18 protein-coding genes are annotated in these 20,867 nt (G+C 50.1%); 6 read left to right on the top strand and 12 right to left on the bottom strand.

Annotation, left to right across the window (positions count from 1 at the left end):
• Positions 1–70 precede the first annotated feature (70 nt).
• Both FJ146_03740 and FJ146_03735 read right to left on the bottom strand, forming a co-directional pair.
• A complete protein-coding gene (locus FJ146_03740; protein ID MBM4251060.1) occupies positions 71–1,063 on the bottom strand; it encodes a malate dehydrogenase in 993 nt (330 codons plus the stop codon).
• A gap of 70 nt (positions 1,064–1,133) precedes the next feature.
• Complete coding sequence (locus FJ146_03735) at positions 1,134–1,895, bottom strand: hypothetical protein (GenBank protein MBM4251059.1); 762 nt, start codon at positions 1,893–1,895, stop codon at positions 1,134–1,136.
• A 434-nt stretch (positions 1,896–2,329) separates the two neighbouring features.
• Between FJ146_03735 and FJ146_03730 the strand changes: the two genes are divergently transcribed.
• The 3 genes from FJ146_03730 (at position 2,330) to FJ146_03720 (ending at position 6,358) form a co-directional block, all read left to right on the top strand.
• A complete protein-coding gene (locus FJ146_03730) occupies positions 2,330–3,337 on the top strand; it encodes a hypothetical protein (GenBank protein MBM4251058.1) in 1,008 nt (335 codons plus the stop codon).
• 206 nt (positions 3,338–3,543) lie between these two features.
• Positions 3,544–3,897 carry a hypothetical protein gene (locus tag FJ146_03725; GenBank protein ID MBM4251057.1) on the top strand — a complete coding sequence of 118 codons (354 nt, stop codon included), beginning with the start codon at positions 3,544–3,546 and terminating at the stop codon, positions 3,895–3,897.
• 142 nt (positions 3,898–4,039) lie between these two features.
• Positions 4,040–6,358: a hypothetical protein gene (locus FJ146_03720; protein ID MBM4251056.1), complete on the top strand. Its 2,319-nt coding sequence runs from the start codon at positions 4,040–4,042 to the stop codon at positions 6,356–6,358.
• Between the two features lie 6 nt (positions 6,359–6,364).
• Here the strand turns inward: FJ146_03720 and FJ146_03715 are convergent, their stop codons facing one another.
• From FJ146_03715 to FJ146_03705, 3 genes are read right to left on the bottom strand one after another with little or no spacing between them, the layout of a single operon-like run.
• On the bottom strand, positions 6,365–7,471 hold the full coding sequence (locus FJ146_03715) for a glycosyltransferase (protein ID MBM4251055.1): 1,107 nt from the start codon (positions 7,469–7,471) through the stop codon (positions 6,365–6,367).
• Positions 7,468–8,244: a glycosyltransferase family 2 protein gene (locus FJ146_03710; GenBank protein ID MBM4251054.1), complete on the bottom strand. Its 777-nt coding sequence runs from the start codon at positions 8,242–8,244 to the stop codon at positions 7,468–7,470. The genes FJ146_03715 and FJ146_03710 overlap by 4 nt, the downstream gene beginning before the upstream one ends.
• Before the next feature lie 9 nt (positions 8,245–8,253).
• Positions 8,254–8,607 (bottom strand): hypothetical protein, encoded by a 354-nt coding sequence (locus FJ146_03705; GenBank protein MBM4251053.1) that lies wholly within the window; start codon positions 8,605–8,607, stop codon positions 8,254–8,256.
• 299 nt (positions 8,608–8,906) lie between these two features.
• Here FJ146_03705 and gcvT point away from each other — a divergent pair, with 299 nt between their 5' ends.
• From gcvT to gcvP, 3 genes are all read left to right on the top strand, one after another.
• Complete coding sequence (gene gcvT, locus FJ146_03700) at positions 8,907–10,034, top strand: glycine cleavage system aminomethyltransferase GcvT (GenBank protein MBM4251052.1); 1,128 nt, start codon at positions 8,907–8,909, stop codon at positions 10,032–10,034.
• A 64-nt stretch (positions 10,035–10,098) separates the two neighbouring features.
• On the top strand, positions 10,099–10,488 hold the full coding sequence (gene gcvH / locus FJ146_03695; GenBank protein ID MBM4251051.1) for a glycine cleavage system protein GcvH: 390 nt from the start codon (positions 10,099–10,101) through the stop codon (positions 10,486–10,488).
• 40 nt (positions 10,489–10,528) lie between these two features.
• Positions 10,529–13,426, top strand: a complete 2,898-nt coding sequence (gcvP, locus tag FJ146_03690; protein MBM4251050.1) for an aminomethyl-transferring glycine dehydrogenase — start codon at positions 10,529–10,531, stop codon at positions 13,424–13,426.
• Here the strand turns inward: gcvP and rapZ are convergent.
• From rapZ to FJ146_03655, 7 genes are all read right to left on the bottom strand, one after another.
• Entirely contained in the window at positions 13,398–14,273 is an 876-nt protein-coding gene (gene rapZ / locus FJ146_03685; protein MBM4251049.1) for an RNase adapter RapZ, read from the bottom strand. The two genes, gcvP and rapZ, sit on opposite strands and share 29 nt — an antisense overlap.
• A 14-nt stretch (positions 14,274–14,287) precedes the next feature.
• Complete coding sequence (gene rpoN / locus FJ146_03680; GenBank protein ID MBM4251048.1) at positions 14,288–15,760, bottom strand: RNA polymerase factor sigma-54; 1,473 nt, start codon at positions 15,758–15,760, stop codon at positions 14,288–14,290.
• Positions 15,761–15,904: 144 nt separating this feature from the next.
• The gene (lptB, locus tag FJ146_03675; protein MBM4251047.1) at positions 15,905–16,627 is read right to left on the bottom strand and encodes an LPS export ABC transporter ATP-binding protein; all 723 of its coding nucleotides are present in this window, start codon (positions 16,625–16,627) and stop codon (positions 15,905–15,907) included.
• Positions 16,628–16,653: 26 nt separating this feature from the next.
• Positions 16,654–17,445 carry a hypothetical protein gene (locus FJ146_03670; GenBank protein ID MBM4251046.1) on the bottom strand — a complete coding sequence of 264 codons (792 nt, stop codon included), beginning with the start codon at positions 17,443–17,445 and terminating at the stop codon, positions 16,654–16,656.
• Positions 17,414–18,016 carry a hypothetical protein gene (locus tag FJ146_03665; GenBank protein MBM4251045.1) on the bottom strand — a complete coding sequence of 201 codons (603 nt, stop codon included), beginning with the start codon at positions 18,014–18,016 and terminating at the stop codon, positions 17,414–17,416. Before FJ146_03665 ends, FJ146_03670 begins: the two co-directional genes overlap by 32 nt.
• Positions 18,017–18,097: 81 nt before the next feature.
• Entirely contained in the window at positions 18,098–19,087 is a 990-nt protein-coding gene (locus tag FJ146_03660) for a KpsF/GutQ family sugar-phosphate isomerase (protein MBM4251044.1), read from the bottom strand.
• A complete protein-coding gene (locus FJ146_03655) occupies positions 19,084–20,706 on the bottom strand; it encodes a CTP synthase (GenBank protein ID MBM4251043.1) in 1,623 nt (540 codons plus the stop codon). The genes FJ146_03660 and FJ146_03655 overlap by 4 nt, the downstream gene beginning before the upstream one ends.
• Positions 20,707–20,867: the final 161 nt, after the last annotated feature.

Raw genomic sequence — 20,867 nt, 5'->3', positions numbered from 1 at the left:
AGGCAATTATAGGTGGCGGGTTAAAATGTGGTCAACCGCCAGCTATAATGCCTCGCAACTTATACGCCTATCACTTGGTGAGCATAGCCTTGACGACTTCACGCTCTTCCGTCAGCTCTTTAGTGGTAAGAGCTATCTTTTTACGTATGAAATCGGTTAGGTGAACGCCTTTGACGACCTCATACCCCTTGCCGTCGCCAAGCGACCGAACTGGGAAAGAGAAAATTAAACCAGGCGGCACATCGTAAGGATTGCCGTCACTGGTTACCGCCATTGAGAACCAGTGATCCGCTGGTGTTTTTTTCAAGAGATTTTTGATTTGGTCGATGCAGGCACCAGCGGCCGATGCTGCCGACGACTTACCACGTGCCTCGATTATCGCCGCACCGCGCTTTTGTACCGTGGTGAAGAACTCACCCTCAAGCCATGCGCGCTCTTTAATAACGTCGGTTACTTTACGCTTTCCGATCAGCGCGTTCTCAAAGTCTGGCACCATCGTGGAGCTGTGGTTACCCCAAATGGCCAGATTGCCTACCTCACGAACATCAACTCCGGCCTTTTTGGCTAACTGAAACTTGGCACGATTCTCATCCAACATAGTCATCGCGGTGAATCTGTTTGCCGGGATATCTTTGGCATTATGCTGGGCGATAAGCGCGTTAGTATTGCAAGGGTTTCCCACGACAATGATGTTAACGTTGCTGGCTGCGCGTTGAAGGGCCTTGCCTTGACCTACAAAGATGTGACCATTGTCGCGGATCAGGTCGTTGCGCTCCATACCCGGACCGCGTGGTTTCGATCCAACGAGCAGAGCCCAGTTAACGCCATCGAACCCCTTTTCTGGAGTATCGCAGATGTTAACTTTCTTCAGCGTCTTAAATGCACAATCTTCGAGTTCCATAGCCGTGCCTTCGGCTGCTTTGATAGCGGCGGGCAGCTCGACCAAGTTGAGCTCTACTGGAGTGTCTTCACCAAAAACTTCGCCCGAAGCCAGTCTAAAGAGCAGGCTGTAGCCTATCTGTCCCGCTGCTCCGGTAACGGCAATGCGAACTGGATCTTTCATCTGTATCTCCTCCTTATTCGGGTAACTCGTCGTGGTAGTGGAATCTACCACGTTGACCTAGCAACTATCGTCATTCTACCGGCCCGGCTTCAGTATGGGACGTCACCAAAACTAAATGTCTTTTTGTAACATCAGATTGTTCTTGATTAATGCTCCAAAAATCCTCGTTCGGCCTATAATCATTAACCTGCGACCAATGCACAGGCTGTCCCTCAATCATGAAGTGCAATACTTTGACCTTACGCGTCGAGGTAAGCTCATCACGACATACCTTGCAACCGTGAACTTGTCGTAACTGCCCGTCTAGGCGGACTCTCACTTCAGTTTGTTTATCAGCAATCACCGGGCGTGAGCAGAAATAGCAACCTTTAACCACAGACGTGAGTGGGCCATCAGCTTGCACCTGCAATATGCCCAAATCTGGGAGTTCACCACCAATCATCTGCCGCACGACAAGCTCAAGGCGGCCGACTCGTTCCCTCAAATCGCGAATGAGAAACAGCACAGAATCGAGGGCGCTGGGCGAGGTGCCAAAGGGCTCCAGCTTGCGCGTGGCGATTAGAACTGTTTCGCAGAGAGCAAGGGTCGCCTCGTAATAGTCAAACAGTTTTATCCACGAGGGATAACGGGTTCCTAGCCGCACCTGAAGTGTTTGCAGCGAGTTGCCGATATCCGTGACGCCCTTGGTAACCGTTTCCAGCTGCGTCACCACCTGCAGGAACCGCTTACGGTACGCCTGTGCCCCCGAAACCTGTCTTTGCCGCTGCCAAGTATAAAGCAGGTAGCCCAAACCGATCACTACCGCAGCCGTGATAAAAGGCAACCAGTTCATACAGTTAACTCCTAAATACTACCAATCCCCTGCGCGTGGCGAGCCGGATCATAACAGACCGGTCGCACCCAAGTCGATGCAACGCTCTCAAGCCCTCGGCAATAATTGCCGATCCCTGGTGCGGAGGGCTGAAGGTATGGGTATGAGCTTTACCTCGCGCCGTGTTGAGTTTGCAAAAATAACACACAGGTACCTTGATTATATCAATCTTTACAGGAACTTAAATAACGGTTCCCTAGAAGGGGTCACACCTTTTCACGAGTTCTATTGGCACATGACCTACTACAGTCGTTACGCCGGTGGAAAACGCCCGAATCAGGGGGGCTAGCTCCGTGAAAATTTCAGGAAACTCGCTAGCTTGACGCAGCGATTTACGTTTACTATAAGCCAGTAGTAACGACGAATTGCTGATGCTGCTCTGGAGCCTTTCCCAGGTGATAAAGAAGAGCGGAACCAAATCGAGCACCATCCAGGTCAAGCAGACCGAGGATGGTTTGCACCTGGCCGACTCCATTTTATGGTTCGATGCCCAGGCTAATGGGGAATTATCATTCATCTCCACCCCTGACCTCGAAAGTAATCCCAAGGTCCCGCAAGTCATCGCCACTGCCGAAACGGTAAGAATACTTGAAGCGTTTCGACGAAAGCCGAATGCCTTGGTCTGCCAGTACAACCGTCCGTTTTCGATCGGACGTCTGCGCATGGAGCTTCTGCCCTCTGGTTGTGTCCTAGGTGGAGCGTCTCTTTATGTTGAGGTCGATGGCGGTCGCCTACTTTATGCGCCGAATCTGCAACCCCAGCGCGTCCCTACTGTGAGGCAGATGCAGCTCAAAAAGGCGCACACTCTGGTTCTCGCGCCGACTCAGGCAGATCCAAATCTAGCCTTACCAAATCGCAAACGCGAGAAAGACAGACTACTTGAAACCGTACAAAGTATGGTGAAACATGGTGTTTATCCAATTATTCTCTGTGACCCTGTTGGCACCGCACAGGAAATAACCAAACTACTCACCGACCACGAGATCCCGGTTGCGGTGCATGACGTTATTGCGAAGATAAACAAGGTTTACGAAGACTCCGGATCCAAGATTGGTCCCTACACCAGATTCACCCGTAAATACGCTAAACAAAAAGTCACACTCATTCCCATCCGAGGTCACATCGGCAACAGCCGTGTAAGCAACCTACCCGAAGCCCCAATCCTAGGCGTACAAGGGGTACTCGACGAGACTATTTCGTTGGGGTCTAGCCGCCAAGTCGCTGAACGATTTGTTCTCGGCACATCTTTCGACGGGCCAGAAATGCGCGACATCATTACTGCCGTAGGCCCCAAAGAAGTCTACGTCATGGGGCAATTTGCTAAGCGTTATGCAGCGGAGCTCGCCAACATCGGGGTCACCGTCAAACCTCTTTTCGTCAACGACCAACCGACGCTGTTTTAAAACCTAGACAACTGATCACTATCTGGTCGCTCGTTCCAGGAATCACCACCAGGGACGGCACGAAAATCTCATTATTTCAGACGCTTAACATTAGAAAGCCCGATGGCTCATTAGTTGCACATGGTGGCATCAACGCGGTTATTACCGCCAACCTTCTTTCTACCCATTCCTGCTGCCCCCATCCCATTCCCCCGGAGTTCCTGCTGATGCGCCCCTCGTCCCCGCTGCTCGAAAACCTCATCCAACAAAATTATTCTGGAGTTGAGCTACCACCACTTTGGCAAGTCATTTACCAAGAAGCGATGCGTGGCCATCACTTGCTCTTCCAAAGATCAGACGTAGAGCTCTTCGAGTCGCTAAAATCAACTTATGAGTTAACAGAACTCGCAAGCCTCTCTCACATAGAAGAAAACGTGATGGAGATCCTTTGCTGCCATGATCTCGATTCCATGGTGCGTGTTATTGACGCTATGCCCATAGGTCAAAGACATCTTTTATTTGTTTTATACCAAAGAGCTCTCAAACTATGGCGGAGCTACAGTAAAGAACACATGAACTAAGTGTGCTAGCAAGCTAGTTGCTCCCAGTTAGAGGATTTGTGCAATTTCTGCCCAGCTTAGGTATAATTAGCTTATCCCCAGGCCTCTCACAGATATTCCACTCATCCTCTACATCGTTAAGTCCCCGAAGGGAGCAAACTCCATGTCCAAGGCGTCGTCTGGCGAGCACTCTGGTATTTTTACGCCTGCGATAAACAAACTCGCCCGCATTTTTTTTCCTGAACATCGATTTCAGCGTGAACTGCTTCTAGTCATTGTTCTTGGTAGCAGTGCCTATTACTTAACAGCCTTGTTTAGTTTTGCGCCGATGGATCCCTCCTGGTTCACGGTTGTAGTGCCAGAAACGAGCCCAAATAACCTAGCTGGAACTTTTGGGGCGAATTTAGCAGCCCTGGCCTTCTATGGCCTCGGAGCGGCCTCGTGGCTGATGGCCGTCCCTTTTGTCACTAGCGCTATTCTCATTGCTAGGGGCAAATCTAGCGCCTTAGCATATTCAAGAGTCTTAGGCTGGACCCTTGCAGTAATAGGAATATGTAGCACGCTATCACTCAGGCTTCCGGTCTACAGATGGCACGGTTTCGCCTTACCCGGTGGTGGCGTCATCGGTGCCAGTATTTCTTACTATTTAATCAAATGGATGGGACGCGTTGGTGGTTGGATCACCATGACAACAATAACTGCAGCAAGCGCTTTAATGCTGGGTCGACGTGCTATCTTTGGACCATTAGGAAAGACACTCAGTGCATCATGGGCCAATTGGAGGACCGCAAAATCTCCAACATTAAAGGTAGTTAATACCACTAGCGAGAGAGATACGGTTGCAGTGGATCCACCGCACGTCACGGACACGGTTAAACTGTTCGACTGGCCACAACAAAGTGCCCCGATGAACTCCACCGACCAAGGAGACATAGCAAGTAAGTTTGCCGACTTCGGATCAAACACCTTTGCTCGTCCCCATCCAGATGTCCAGGCGAGCTCGAATTATGTACGCCCACCACTCTCTGTTTTTCAAAGATCTGAAGCCACTTCCACAAGTTCAATTCAAGTCAACGACCTTGAAACAACAGCGGCATTGCTGGTTAAGACTTTTGAAGACTTTGGAGTCCAGGGGCAAATCGTCGGTTATCAACCGGGTCCAGTTGTAACTGTTTTTGAATTCCAACCAGATGCCGGTGTTAAACAGGCTAAGGTTGTAAGCCTGATTGACGACCTAGCCCTAGCACTTAAAGTTGATTCAATCTTTATTCATCCCGTGCGCGGCAAAAGCGCACTTGGCGTTCAAGTACCAAACAGCAAACGTGAGTCTGTTTACCTCGGGGATGTACTAGCCAACAGCGCCTTTACCGATAGCCTCTCTCCACTCACATTTGGCATGGGGAAATCGATAAACGGCCAGCCAATGTGCGCTGATCTTAGCACTATGCCTCACTTGCTTATGGCCGGAGCGACTGGTTCCGGTAAATCGGTAGGCATCAATGCGATGCTGTGCAGTATCATCATGAAAGCCTCCCCTGAGGATGTACGGATGATTCTTGTTGACCCTAAGATGCTTGAGCTCTCGATTTACGAGGGTATTCCGCATTTGCTCATGCCGGTCATCACTGAGCCGACTAAGGCCTCCCTAGCACTTAAGTGGGCCGCTGCCGAAATGGAGCGGCGCTATAAAATCATGCAACAGGCATCTGTACGCAACATAGCTGGATTCAACGAACTCTGGGCGAAGGCTACTGATGATAAGCGCGCTGAACTTAAACATGCAACGGGCGAGGAAAACCTAGAAAAACTACCCTTTATTTTGCTCGTCATCGACGAACTAGCAGATCTCATGATGACGGCTCCCAAGGATGTCGAATCGTCAATCCAGCGTCTCGCCCAAAAGGCGAGAGCCAGCGGCATTCACATGGTCCTTGCCACGCAGCGCCCCTCGGTCGACATCATTACTGGTGTTATCAAAGCCAACTTACCGTGCAGGATCGCCTTCCAAGTTGTCAGCAAACACGATAGTCGCACCATACTTGATTTAATTGGGGCAGAAAAACTTCTCGGCAAAGGTGACATGCTCCTTCAGCGACCCGGCGTCGGTCGACTTGAAAGGCTGCAAGGAGCGCTCATTACCGATGAAGAAGTATTGAATTTAGTAGCAGCCGTCAAGGCCACCTCTCCCGTTCACTATGACGACTCAATTATTGCATGGATCGATGACGAATACGCACGTCAACAGGATCAAGATAGCGGATCCGTTGATATGGACGCCCAGGGAGAGGATCCTAAATGGGAAGAAGCGGTGGCCATAGCCAGGAACCAGGGGACAATCAGTGCCTCGTTTTTGCAAAGACAACTCAAAATTGGCTATAACCGTGCAGCACGCATCGTCGAACACATGGAGCTGCGTGGGCTAGTCGATAAGGCTGATGGTGCGAAACCACGTCGTTGGCTCGGCAGCAGCCACGCACTATAGTGTGGGTTATATAAAGTCTGAGCCAAAGTGAGTCTTGAAAACCTGATCAAGTCTTGTTGCCATGGCCTCTAAAGAAAAGCGCTCTTTTGCTGCAGCTGCTCTAGCGGCTTTCCGCTGATGTGTCTCGTTAGCGCTGCGCAACGTCCAATTTATAAAGTGATCTAAATCTGCTTTTGGGTCTTCACCATCAAAAGTGAACCCTGCATCTTCAAAAAGAACTTCGGGAAGTGAACCTGCGCCAGATACGGCCACTGGAGTGCCACACAATAAAAACTCTTGGGCCACACGGCAGATAATTTCGGAACCTAAACTTGGTACCACCCCCAGAGCTGACGACGCCAAAAGACTTGCCACGTCGTTAATTCGTGAGGACGAAATGACCACATCGGTACCGACGGTAAGGCCGGCTTGACGCGTCTCCTGCTCCAGCTCACTCACGGTCACGTTGGCTGGCTCCCCCACAATATGCAGTGCCGGTCTATTTGGTTTTTGGCCCCATAAAGCCAAAATATGCGCCATCCTTTGAATCATGGTTGCATGACCCTTGACCGGATCAAAACGACCGAAAACTAAAATCCTGGGGCGCTCAGCCTTTGAGACGGGGGAACCTAGCGATTGATAAAATCTAGTAGTATCACACCCCAAAGTCACGACTTCGACCGGGGTTTTCACTCCCAATGCTGAAAGCTCAAAGGCAAGTCTCTGACTTGGTGCGAGCACCAGATCCAAATGATCAAGACTCGTCCGCTGACGCCACCTGTAAGTATGTGAGGATGACCTTACAGCTTCGCCACGAAACCGAATAATTTTCGTTGGAGCTAGGCGTGCAATAATTGCCGCTAGTACAGTTTCCGGTCCGCCGTAGGTAAAGATGGCCGCTGGTTTAATGCGCCGCGCAGCTGCAATTAGCGTGGGCAGACTCCTAATATCGAAGCGTGGCAAGCTTGTTGTTGGCATGAGAGCCTCGGTCCGTGCAGCGGCTGGTGATCCTATCCGCGCAAAGAACTGAACCTCGGCACCCAGTTGCATAGTCGCCCTGGCACAACTGATTGCATATTCCGTGATGGCGCTATTCCATCGATTCGACAAGAAATGCCAAAAAAGTCTCTTCACGGCGAGCTCTTACGAATTAGCAGCTCTCTCAGTTTGGCATACTTGATGTAGGTATACATGCTACTGACTAGGGCGTAGGTATACCCCGGGTAGCCGTCTAAGAAACCGAGCCTCAAAATGTAACGGTAAAAAAACTCCGTCCATGGACGCAGCCAATGCTTAAGGCCCAAAGGCATAGTGTGCCCAAGTGCATAATGATTCTCCGCAACACGGCTAGTGTAGCGATTGAAGCGATTGAAATAATCAGTTAAGTCGCTGTAACTATAATGAAGAAGGTCGCCCGCTAATGCGTCGACAGTGCCGTGAATTTCAAGCCGCTCGTGAATCGCTGATACAAACTGTCCCGTGCCGCGCCTTATGAGGCGGATAGGGTGATCTACAGCCTTTCCAAAACGAAGGTGCCTACCTTGAAAAACCAGTCTCCGCGTAAGGCGAAAAGCAGCCGCCTTATTGTTGGCGTTAGTGACTTCTGCGAGAGCCAATCGTAGCTCTGGCGTCAGTACCTCGTCTGCGTCCAGAGAGAGTACCCAGGGACGCGTTGCCAGGGCCATAGCGGCGTTCTTCTGGCGTGCAAAATCATCAAAATCCCTGGTCTCTACCCGAGCACCGTGCTCTCTAGCTATTGAGACCGTGCGATCGGTGCTTGAGGAGTCTAGGACTACGATTTCGCATTCTCGGGGGAGACTGCGAAGACAATAAGCCAACCGCGCCTCTTCATTCAGGGTGATCAGTACGACTGAAAGTTGGGGCGCAGCTGGCTTCGTTTCACTCATCTAAATCTTTTAATGGCGGGAGAACGAGGCCGCCCATTGCATGTTACTGTCGCGATTTTCTAGGTCGATAATGACTGGATAGCCCTTACGGATAGTCTTGAATGCATTGGTGATTGCAACCTGCGCGTAGTAACCGCGCCTTTTCGTAATTCTACCGTAAGCTATGACCCTAGCCTTCTCGTCCATGACTTTTACTCGGTCGCCGATGATGCCCTCCTCCACTTTAACGACGCAAATACCACCACTTACCGAGCAGTTATAGACACTAGCGGCTTGCGCTGGCGATGCCAACACAAAATAACTCAGGGCAACAAATGCAGATAGGGCGACAAACAGATGATGAGGGGATGATTTCCGGAACATGGCCAACAACCTTTCAGCAGCAGAAATAACAGCAGCAACAGAGAGAAAATTCACCGATAGGAAGCGGCACAACGCCGCGTCGGTAGGTTTAAAGCAAATTCTGTTCCGTTAATGGTCATAAGTTTTTCAGGAACTTAACTGTACCTGTGCCGTAGACAAGTCAGGGGAGGCGTCTAAACTTTTGACGGTCGCCAGCTGCGTGGACTGAACAGGATTAACGCCGGAAAAAATTGGCGGTTATTCATGGCATCGTCTATAGGTAGGGATACTAACTATCACGTCTGGTTGGGAGAATAACCTTGGCCTCTGCAAACGACGCCCTGACAACGCCTCTTGTATCCGTGCACAAATCGCTGAAAGCCAAAATGGTGCCCTTTGGGGGCTGGCTCATGCCGGTCAGCTACACAAGCGTGCTCCAGGAGCATAAAGCGGTGCGTGAGACTTGCGGCATTTTCGACGTAAGTCATATGGGCGAAGTGATCGTGACCGGCGTCCGTGCTGGAGCCTTCCTTCAGTATCTGACTATCAATGATATCAGTAAGTTAGATGATGGTTCTGGGCAATACAGCGCGATGCTCCATGAGCACGGCGGGATGATTGACGACCTCATCATCTATAGATTGAAGTCTGATAAGTACCTCCTTTGTGTCAACGCCAGCAATACAGCTAAAGACTTTGCCTGGATTGAGAAGCAAGCTGCGAAATTTGGTGGCGTTCAGGTAGCCAACGAGTCCGATCAATGGAGCCAGCTCGCCGTCCAGGGCCCCAACAGTGCTGCGGCTGTCGAAGCCCTCATCGGCGCCGCTGAACTTGCGCAGTTCCGCAGTCTCCAATACATGGACATTATGAGCATAAAACTCTTCGGCATGGTGGCCTTGGTGGCTAGAACCGGCTACACCGGTGAGCATGGCTACGAAATTTACTTACCCAACGACTTGGCCGAAAAGACTTGGACTGCACTCATGGAAACGCAGCCGCGCAGTGGTATTCAGCCCATTGGCCTCGGAGCCCGCAACACCTTGCGCCTGGAGGCATGCTACCTGCTATACGGTAACGATATGAATGATGATGTCTCTCCGCTTGAAGCTGGGATCGCCTGGGCCACCAGGCTCACCAAGGGCGATTTCATCGGCCGCAGTGCTCTGGTCGCTCAAAAAGAGGCGGGGCCTAAGCGGTCGCAGTTCGCATTTGTCATGAGTGACGAGGGTATACCCCGTTCAGGCATGGAGATTTACCGGAATGACGAGAAAATCGGGGTGGTGACTAGCGGATCAGTTCTTCCAACCATCGGTGGTGCCGGTGGCATGGCCCTGATTACTCGGGGTAAAGCATCGTTAAATGACGAGGTCCATGTGGACATTCGTGGCAAAAGAAAACTTGCACGCTTTGTCCAAAAACCTCTATATAAGGCAAAGGTTAAGGGATAATTGCGGTCTTTTCGGCCTATTCTAAAAAGTCCCATGTTCAATCACTTGGCGCTCGGAGCTCGCTATGGAATTTCCTGTTGGTTTGAAATACACCAAAGACCATGAATGGATCGAGCTAAGCTCGAGTGTTGCTAAGGTCGGTGTGACGGCTTACGCAATCGATCAATTAGGCGACATCGTGCATGTCGATTTACCAAAGGTAGGCGATACCTTTGAAGCTGGTGCGGCTTTTGGCACCATCGAATCCACCAAGACAGTTTCAGACCTCTACATGCCCGTCGCAGGTAAAGTTATTGAAATCAATAAGGCTGCTACTGAAAATCCTGAATCCCTGCAGTCAGATCCCTATAAAAATGGCTGGCTAGTAAAACTCGAGGTCAAAGGCACGCCCAGTGCAGACTCGTTGCTAGATGCAGCGGCATACGAAGCCTTTGTCGCAGACGGTTCGCACTGAGAATCTAATCAAGACACTCTTGCCGCCGATAGGAGCGTAAATGTCCAGTCTCAAGGATGCCGTGGTAAACCATGAGTCATTTACCAAAAGGCACATAGGCCCAAGTTCGTCCGAAGTCAAAGCGATGCTCACGGAGCTAGGGTACGCTACCTTGGATGAGTTGACCAATGCCGCAGTACCTGCCGGTATTCGCGTGCAGAAGCCGCTGACATTGAGCGCTCCTCTGACAGAGACCAAAGCTTTGGCCAAGTTAAGGGGCATGGCTTCTAAGAATAGGATATTTAAATCCTATTTGGGCACGGGCTACTACAATTGCATCACACCATCTGTGATCCAGCGCAATATTTTAGAGAACCCAGGTTGGTACACTCAGTACACTCCATATCAGGCAGAGATCTCCCAAGGGCGGCTCGAGGCCCTACTAAACTATCAGACTGTAATTGCCGATTTGACGGGATTACCGATTGCTAATGCCTCGTTGCTAGACGAGTCCACGGCCGCCGCAGAGGCCATGAGCGTGGCATTTGCCTCTCGTCAATCTGAGAGCTCCCGCGTTTTCTTCGTCTCTCAGGACGCTCACCCTCAGACTCTTGCCGTAGTGCGCACTCGTGCTGAACCTCTCGGAATCGAAGTCGTCGTCGGCGATCATCACAAGTTAAACTTTGCTGAAGCCCCATTTGGGGTCCTACTTCAATACCCGACAACTTATGGCGAAATCGATGACCCTTCTGCGTTTATAAAGGCCGCTCACGAGGCCGGGGTCATGGTAATCATGGCGACCGATCTTCTGGCCTTAACGCTACTAAAAAGCCCGGGTGAGTTGGGTGCAGACATCGCCATCGGCAATGCTCAACGCTTTGGCGTTCCGCTGGGGTTTGGCGGGCCGCATGCTGCTTTTTTTGCCACACGCGATGAACATAAACGGAAAATCCCAGGTCGTTTAATTGGCGTGTCCAAGGATGCCGAGGGTAAACCAGCTCTGCGCATGGCCTTGCAAACTCGTGAGCAACATATCAGACGGGATAAAGCGACGAGCAACATTTGCACAGCCCAAGTTCTCTTGGCTATCATGTCCAGTATGTACGCTGTTTATCACGGCCCTGAAGGCTTAAAGGCGATCGCCAGCCGCGTTCACGGCTTGACCGGCCTCTTGGCACAAGGCCTTAAGAAGCTCGGTTACTGTATCGGTAACAAAAACTTTTTCGATACGTTGAGCATCGCGGTACCCCTAAGCTCCGACGCGAAAAAAGTGCTGGTCGCAGCCGAAGCAAGGTCGATCAATCTACGCTACATAGACGTCCACACGGTTGCTTTGTCACTCGACGAAACGGTCACGATTTCCGACGTTGACGAGCTGCTACAGGTTTTTGCATCTGCAGTGGGATCCGATGCCAAGGTCTCGGTCGCGTCGCTTAGTGACAATCTCGACTGGGGATTTGACAGCAAACTAAGTCGTACTAGTCCCTTTTTGACTCATCCTGTCTTCAGCAGCCATCACTCCGAAACTCAACTCCTACGCTACATCCGTCAGCTCGAGTCGCGTGACTTATCCCTAACGCGCAGCATGATTCCGCTGGGCTCCTGCACAATGAAACTCAATGCCACCAGCGAGCTAATGCCCGTCACTTGGCCAGATTTCAACTCTCTGCATCCGTTTGCTCCACAAAATCAGACATTAGGGTATCAAGAGTTATTTGCAGAGCTAGAGTGCGCTCTGCGTGAATGTACCGGCTTTGACGGGGTCTCTTTGCAACCTAACTCGGGGGCGCAAGGAGAATTTGCTGGTCTGTTGGTAATCCGCCAATACCACCTGAGTAACGGACAACATAATCGTAATATTTGTCTTATTCCCAAGTCAGCTCACGGGACTAACCCAGCCAGTGCCGTGATGGCTGGCATGAAAGTCGTCGTCGTCGAGTGCGACGCAAATGGCAATATTGACGAGGTAGATCTCAATGCAAAAGTAGAGCAGCACTCGAGCAATCTAGCGGCGCTCATGGTCACCTATCCGTCAACTCACGGGGTATTTGAAGAAAGTATCACTAGAATCTGCCAGCTGATTCATAAACACGGTGGCCAAGTCTATATGGACGGCGCCAACTTTAACGCTCAGTTGGGTCTTTGCAAACCCGGAGAATTTGGTCCGGACGTATGCCATCTGAATCTTCACAAGACCTTCTGTATACCTCACGGTGGTGGGGGCCCGGGCATGGGTCCAATTGCAGTGAAAGGTCATCTTGCGCCATTTCTACCTGGTCACCCCTTAGCTCCGTGTGGTGGTGATAAAGCCTCTGGACCAATATCGGCGGCTCCTTGGGGAAGCGCCAGCATCTTACCTATTTCCATGATGTATATCTGGATGATGGGAGCTCGAGGGTTGACGGAGGCGACGCAAGTGGCAATCCTCAACGCCAATTACATTGCCAAAAAACTTCAGAGAGATTTCCCTGTGCTGTATCGCGGCGCCAGCGGCCTAGTCGCACATGAATGCATCATTGACCTGAGGCCGCTCAAGGCCAAGGTGGGCATTGAGGTGGAGGACGTTGCCAAAAGGCTGATGGACTATGGATTCCACGCCCCGACCGTTTCATTCCCGGTCGCCGGAACCCTGATGATCGAGCCTACCGAGAGTGAAGACAAGGCTGAAATCGATCGGTTTTGTGACGCTATGCATGCGATTCGCCTCGAAATTCAAGCTATCGAGGACGGGCAGTGGCCACGGGATAACAACCCGCTTAAACACGCGCCGCACACGGCAGCTTGCGTCATGGCGGAAAGCTGGAGCAGACCGTACAGCCGCCAACAAGCGGCTTACCCCGCCAAATGGGTGGGTGCAAATAAGTTCTGGCCATTTGTTGCCAGAATTGATTCTGCCTATGGTGATCGCAATCTCGTCTGTACTTGCGATCCTATCGATCAATATCGCGATGAAGGATAGTCATAACTACATCCTCATGCCCGGCAGCTAAAAATCGAGCGCCGATGGTTTCGGCAAAGCACACACTGCGATGCCGGCCACCGGTGCAGCCAACTCCTAGCCGCAGATAGTGCTTGCCCTCTTTGTGGTAAAGCGGCAGCAAAAATGTCATCAGCTCCTCAATTTTTGACAGCATGACCTGCGCCTCGGGCTGCTTAAGTATGTAGCTGGATACTGCGGTATCAAGACCTGACTTCGTTTTGAGTTCAGGGACAAAATAGGGATTATCGAGAAATCGTAGGTCAAACATCATATCGACGGGCTGTAGCTGGCCGTATTTAAAACCAAAGCTGGTGATAGTTACGTTAAGCTGTCGCGGCGGTAAATCCATGCTTAGTCGCGATTCGACAGCTCTGACTAGCTGTTGAGGATTCCAGGTGGACGTATCGAAAACAACGTCTGCACACTCCTCGACAAAACCCAGTATTTCACGCTCGCGCTCAATTGCCTCGGTGAGGGTCTCGCCATTGCGCAGTAGTGGGTGACGACGCCTAGTCGCTCCAAAGCGAGTAACTAAAACGGGAGAGTCGGCTGTTAAGAATATCGTCTGCACACGAACCCGCTGGGCCAGGGTTCTCTGAATTTCGGGGAATTTACCGGAAAAACTTCGATCTCTCACGTCCATACATAAGGCGAGACCATGCTCAGCGCTAATACGCCCGGACTGCATCAAGTCAATCGTCGGCTCGATAAGCTCGATGGGCAAGTTATCGATGCAATACATCCCGGCATCTGCCAGGGCTTTGAGTGCAGTTGAATTGCCCGCCCCAGATAATCCGGTGACTATAACCACTGCTCCAGCTGACATCCGAGTAACCTTCGCTAAAAATACTTCTTGCGTTTGCTTGATGGCAGAATTTGAAGCTGCTCACGATACTTTGCCACTGTGCGGCGCGCCAACTGGATTCCTCGCTCTTCTAGTATCTCAACAATCCGTTGATCCGAGAGCGGCTTCCTTGCATCTTCGACTTTCACAAGGTCAGAGATCATTCTCTTTACCGACTCACTTGCCATATCTTGCCCATCCGCACGCGACACCGAGCTGTTGAAGAAGTACTTGAGCTCAAAAACGCCGCGTGGGGTGTGTACATATTTGTTGTTTGTCACACGACTAATGGTCGATTCGTGCATGCTGATGTCTTCAGCCACGTCCTTTAAAATCATTGGCTTGAGATACTCTACGCCGCTTTCAAAAAAATCTAGCTGACGCTTAACGATGCTCTCGGTGACGCGAAAGATCGTCCGCTGACGTTGGCGGATCGATTTGATGAGCCATTCAGCGGCCTTCATTTTTTCGGCTACGTAGTTTTTATCATCACCCTTGGATTTCTTATCGCTCATCATCGTCGAGTAAAAATCACTCACCCGAAGTTTCGGTAATCCGTCTTCATTTAGATTAACAACCCATTCGTTACCTAGCTTAAAGACATAGACATCGGGAGTTATGTACTGTGCCTCGTTAGCTCCAAACTGACGGCCTGGCACTGGTTCTAGGTCAGCGATGATGTGAACATTATCGAGCACTTCTTCGAGGCTTATCTGCATGGCTTTGGCAATCGCCGTAAAGTTGCGATTTTCGAGCTCCCGCAGATGATTCTCAACGATAGCCTCTACAACACCGTTTTTGAGATGACTATTCCGTAACTGCAGATGCAAACATTCCTTGAGGTCCCTGGCACCAACACCGTTAGGATCAAGACGCTGAATCGTATCGAGTATTCCCTCCACTTGCTCAAGGTCCAGAGACTCCGCCTCTGCCAGCTCTTCAAGGGCAATCGTTAGGTAACCCCGATCGTCAATGTTTCCAATCAGGAAGGAGGCAATTTTTAGCTCCTGATCGTCAAAATCTAACTCACCTATTTGGGCCAACAAATACTCTTGCAAAGTCCCAACTTTGCTTATGATATTTTCGTAATTTGGGAGTTCCTCATCGGCCATTTTCTTAGCCGCTGTAGCCGATGCAGGCGCTTGCTCCTGGTACCTATTTAAGGCATCCCAGTCCAGTTCACTGCTGTCGTTATCGTTACCGGTTGAATCAACGAGACTCCCTGCCTGCTGTATCGACTCCGAAATTACCTGCTCCTCGGTGCGCTCTCGCTCTCGCTCGACTTGAGCCGCTTCCTCTGGGCTTTCGGTTACGTCCTCTTCCAAACACGGATTTTCGGCCACCTGAGTTGCGACGAACTGCTCAAGCTCTTGCCGTGAAAGCTGCAGCAGTTTTATGGCCTGCTGTAGCTGAGGCGTCATGAGTAATTGCTGGGTTAACTTGAGACTCTGTTTAAGTTCAAAAGCCATGTTGTTCCTGGCCTAAAGTTTGCAGGCATCGTTGGCGGTCATACATATATCATAAAGTCTGACCGGGTCCGCATGCAAAAAAAATTCCAATTTTGCGCTGTTCACAAAAAAAGAGGGAAATATCGTACATTTCAGCAGAAACTATTAAAATTTGAAGTGCTCGCCAAGGTAGGTTTCTCGCACAATCGGATTTTCGGCCACCTCATTTGGTAAACCATGGGCGATGATTTGCCCACCTGACAGGATATAGGCACGATCGCAACTACCCAGTGTTTCTCGCACATTGTGGTCAGTAATGAGAACTCCTAAACCTTCATCTTTTAACTTACCAATAATCCCTTGAATCTCTTGTACCGTGACGGGATCAATTCCGGCGAATGGTTCATCAAGTAGTAGAAATTTCGGTTTGATAATGAGAGCACGAGCAATTTCCACCCGTCGTCGCTCCCCACCAGACAAGGCTGCGCCCATGGACTTTGCTATATGGCGAATCTGAAATTTTCCTAGCAATTCGTCGAGTAGCTCAGCGTGATCTGAACGCGGTATCTTACAAACCTCCATGACGGCTCGAAGATTGTTCTCTACCGTCATTTTGCGAAAAATAGACATATTCTGCGGTAGGTAGCTTATGCCTTTGCGTGCTCTGATGTGCATCGGCAAGTGTGTAATCTCCTCGTCACCCATGTAAACATTGCCTGCCGATGGATAAAGGAGACCGACAACCATGTAGAAGCTGGTAGTTTTACCCGCACCATTCGGTCCTAAAAGACCGACTACTTCGCCCTGTTTCACGCTAAATGAAACCGATTTCACGACTTTGCGCTGCTTGAATGAGCGCTCTAAATGTTCTGCTCTCAGTTGAGTCAAAGTTGAATCGACCGTTTCACCAGGAATCACTTGCGTTTCTCCGTACCTTTTGTCGTAACTGGAGGGTTTTTAGATGTTTCAGTTCCACGGCTATCCGTCTGGACCTCCCCGGCAACTCTATCGGCTCTTACCCAGCCGGTATTCATTTCATACGTAATCTTTTTGCTTCGGATCACCGAATCTTCTCCTCGCCAAAGCTTGGCGTTTCCGTCCATGACTACCGTGCGCTCGCTATTCAAAAATACGGCTCGATCACCTAATGCTCGAAATTTTTCGCCACTATTTTGATCCACACCATTGATACGAACGTGGCCTTGAGCCACTACTCTCGTTACCTCATGTGACGCTTCATCAAAAAAAACCTGGGCGTAATCACTCTCAAGTTTAAGGTCTTCTTGTGTCACCAAAACATCCTGAGATAGCTCGACCATTCCTTTCTCTCTAAGTCCCTTGAGACCCATGCTCTCAAAGTGTACTGGTGATTTTGCGGCGCCAGCACGTCGCTTTGTACTTACCGATCGCCCGCCGGATTTTGGAGGAATAACCGTCGTTGTAGACGATGATTTTTGTTCTTTAGCATGCGGTAGTGGAGACTTGATCTGACTTGCCTGATTTGATGCGCCTTGAGTCGCTCTTCCCTTGAGTTCCTCCCCCGGCGAGGGCTCGACACCTTCAGGGTTCAAACCCCGTTTATCCGTGGAATTGGCAGGCAACTCTTCATCTACGATGTCAGCTCGACCTGTTGCGAACCAGCATTGTAGAGCGAAAACTAAGCTCAACGCGGCTTTAATTGATGGCTTGATGATAAGCGACCTCACCTTTGACCTTCCCTGGCATGGAGAGTATTTGCGACACCAATTGGTAGACAAAGCCAGATTCACCGATAAAAGTCCGTCCTGGTCCCTCGACTCTCACGGGTCGAGATGAGCGCACTGATTTGTCACGGCCGATAAATTCAGCATAATCGGTAATAATTTGATGTTCTTGGAGCATGACCTCCACGAACCCACTCAACTCAGCCCTCTCTAGCTCATTCGCCTGGCTAGGATCCAACATCTTGGTCAAACTGCTAGGCTTGAAATAAGCCGTGGCTGACTCGGCGCGAATTTCCTCGATATCATCCTTACTTTTGATCCGACGGCCGTTCACCTCGCCCTCAAGAACTACAACGTTGGGCTCAAAGAACTCACCTAGGTGGGCTGTTATTTTGGCTTTCAGCTGATCACCGTCGTAGCGATAGGCAATAAACTCCTCTAGTACGACGCGTGGTTCCTTAGACGAAACTCGGTTTATCCTCTCCTTGATCGAGCTTGTTTCACGAGTCATAAAGACGTAAATAGCGAACGCGAAACTCAGCAAGAATCCTAGGATGACGAGCTTCTTTCCCACAAAAGTCCTCGGGTAAGCAAAACCTGAGTCGATTGACCAGCAAAACCTGGGACTATCCTATCTCAATAGCTTACTGGATCGTCACAGTATTTTCGCGGCCAAAAGATCTTGGAGCCGTACCAACCCGGATAAACGTCCGGGTTGGTCTTCGCTTAATACAAAAAGACGACTGATACTGTACTGATTCATCATAGCTACAGCATCTATTGCTAGTGACTTATCCCCGATTGTCTTTGGCTTTGGAGACATAAGTTGTCCCGCATTACACAGCAATGCCGAAGCATCGAGTCTCAGTAAGGCTCGCCTTAAATCGCCATCTGAGATCGCTCCGATCAGGTAATCTTGATCATCAACTACAGCTACGATACCCACGTTGTCCTGGGTCACACATTCGAGGACACGATGAAAATCGGCATGGATACCCACTTTAGGCAGTGATGCGCCAGAAAACATATGATCACGAACCAACGAGAGACGCCTACCTAGACTGCCACCGGGATGTAGGCTGGCAAAATCCTGAGGGGTAAATCCGCGAGCGCGCATCAATGCCACCGCCAATGCATCTCCAAGCGCCATGGCAACAGTAGAGGAACTAGTAGGAGCAAGATTCAGCGGGTCGGCCTCTTTAACAACAGATGCATCGAGAAGATGGTGGGCTAAGGTGCCAAGACTGGAATCCCCGCGGCCGGTAAGCGCAATAATAGGTACTCCCACGCGCCGCGCAAAACGAGCCACCTCAAGCACTTCATGAGTTTCGCCTCCGTAGGCAATAGCGATAAGGCAATCGCCGGACTGTATCGCACCAAAATCCCCATGAAGTGCCTCTGAAGGGTGCAGGAACATGGACGAAGTGCCCGTCGAGGATAACGTAGCAGCTACCTTACGACCCACATGACCTGATTTTCCAAGACCAGTGACGATGACCTTACCCTTACTTGCGAGTATTGTACTGACTGCACCACTAAAGCTACTTCCAATACGTTTTGAAGCAAGCTCTAGGGCAGACGCTTCGGCCACAAGGACCTGCTTACCCCAAAGTTCACATTCCGCTTCGTGATCGTTCAACATCATACCTGCTGCTTCTGCTTATGAGTTAAGGCCGCCCTTACCAACTCGCGGAATAAAGGGTGGGGACTCATGGGCTTACTTTTAAGCTCAGGATGGAATTGACACGACACAAACCAGGGGTGATCTGTTAGCTCCATTACCTCGACCAGACTACCATCTGGCGATAGTCCGCTAAAGACCATGCCCTGAGCCTCGAACACCTCGCGGTAATGATTGTTGAACTCAAAGCGATGACGGTGTCTTTCACTAACTACTTCAACATTGTAGGATTGTCGTACTTTTGAGCCAGATTTTAGCACACAAGGATAACCCCCAAGTCTCATGGTCCCGCCCTTGGCAGTGACAGACTTTTGGTCCTCCATGATGTGAATTATCAAATCTTGCGCCTTAGGCTCAAACTCTTGGCTATTAGCACTAAGTAGTCCAAGTTTATTGCGCGCAAATTCTATGGCAGCAAGTTGCATCCCCAAACAAATGCCTAGGAATGGTTTTTTGCTTCTGCGTAAGTAATGAATGGCCGTCATCTTGCCCTCAACACCACGCTCGCCAAAACCACCCGGTACAATAACGCCATCGCAGCTATCAAGAAGGTCGGCCACGTTACTTTCATGCACCTCGGCAGCGTCGAATAGGGAAATTTCCACTTTAGCGTGGTTGTAAATTCCAGCGTGAGTTAGAGATTCCGTAATGGATTTGTAGGAGTCCCAAACATTTACGTATTTTCCGACGATACCAATTTTTACGTTGTGCCGAGGATGATCTAAGGTGTCAACAATTCTGTGCCAATGAGACAGATTTGGGGCACCAGTCCAGATGTTCAGAAGGTCTACGACGACTTGATCAAACCCCTGATCATGCAGAACTACGGGCAACTTATAGATGCTATCCAAGTCTTGGGCTTCGAAGACGCAATCCGGTTTTACATTGCAGAAAAGTGCGATCTTTTTCTTAAGTTCTTTGGAAATCGCTTGGTCGGACCGGCAAATTAATAGGTTTGGTTGTATACCAATCTGTCTTAGCTCTTTGACCGAATGCTGGGTCGGCTTAGTTTTAAGTTCCCTGGCCGCTTTAATGTAAGGCACCAAGGTTAGGTGGATATAAAGGACATTCTCGTCACCAAGATCGTAGCGTATCTGACGAATCGCCTCGAGAAAGGGTAGTCCCTCAATATCCCCAACAGTTCCACCAATTTCAACTATAGCGATGTCGGCATCGGCAGCCACTCTATAGATATTTTCTTTAATCTGATCCGTGATGTGAGGAATGACCTGGACTGTGCCCCCCAGATAATCTCCGCGCCGCTCCTTATTCAAAACGGCATCGTAGACTTGGCCAGCAGAGAAACTATTCTGTCGGTTTAAGGTGGCAGAGGTGAATCTTTCGTAATGCCCGATGTCGAGATCAGTCTCTGCACCGTCCTCAGTCACGAAGACCTCACCATGTTGGGAGGGATTCATCGTCCCTGGGTCTACGTTGATGTAGGGATCTGCCTTCATCAGCGTCACCTTCAACCCACGTGTTTCCAGGAGAGCCCCACAGCTTGCCGCCACAATACCCTTGCCTAGGGATGACACGACCCCACCGGTGACAAAAATAAACTTCGTGCGATTTCGGCTTTTCATCGAGGCCTCAAGGATACTTGTTTTCTTCAGGATATCAGGAAGTTGTGAGCACTCATTAGCTATGTCTGGACGGAACTTGATCCTAGTGTTGGGTCGGTGATTGGTCAAGGCCGAATATATCTATGATTCTATTAGTCTGGTAAAATTAGGGCATCCCTTAA

The sequence above is a fragment of the Deltaproteobacteria bacterium genome (assembly GCA_016874735.1).
Classification (GTDB): Bacteria; Bdellovibrionota_B; Oligoflexia; order Oligoflexales; family CAIYRB01; genus CAIYRB01.
The sequence above is the reverse complement of the archived record's forward strand: the minus strand, read 5'-3'. Positions and strand labels throughout refer to the sequence as shown.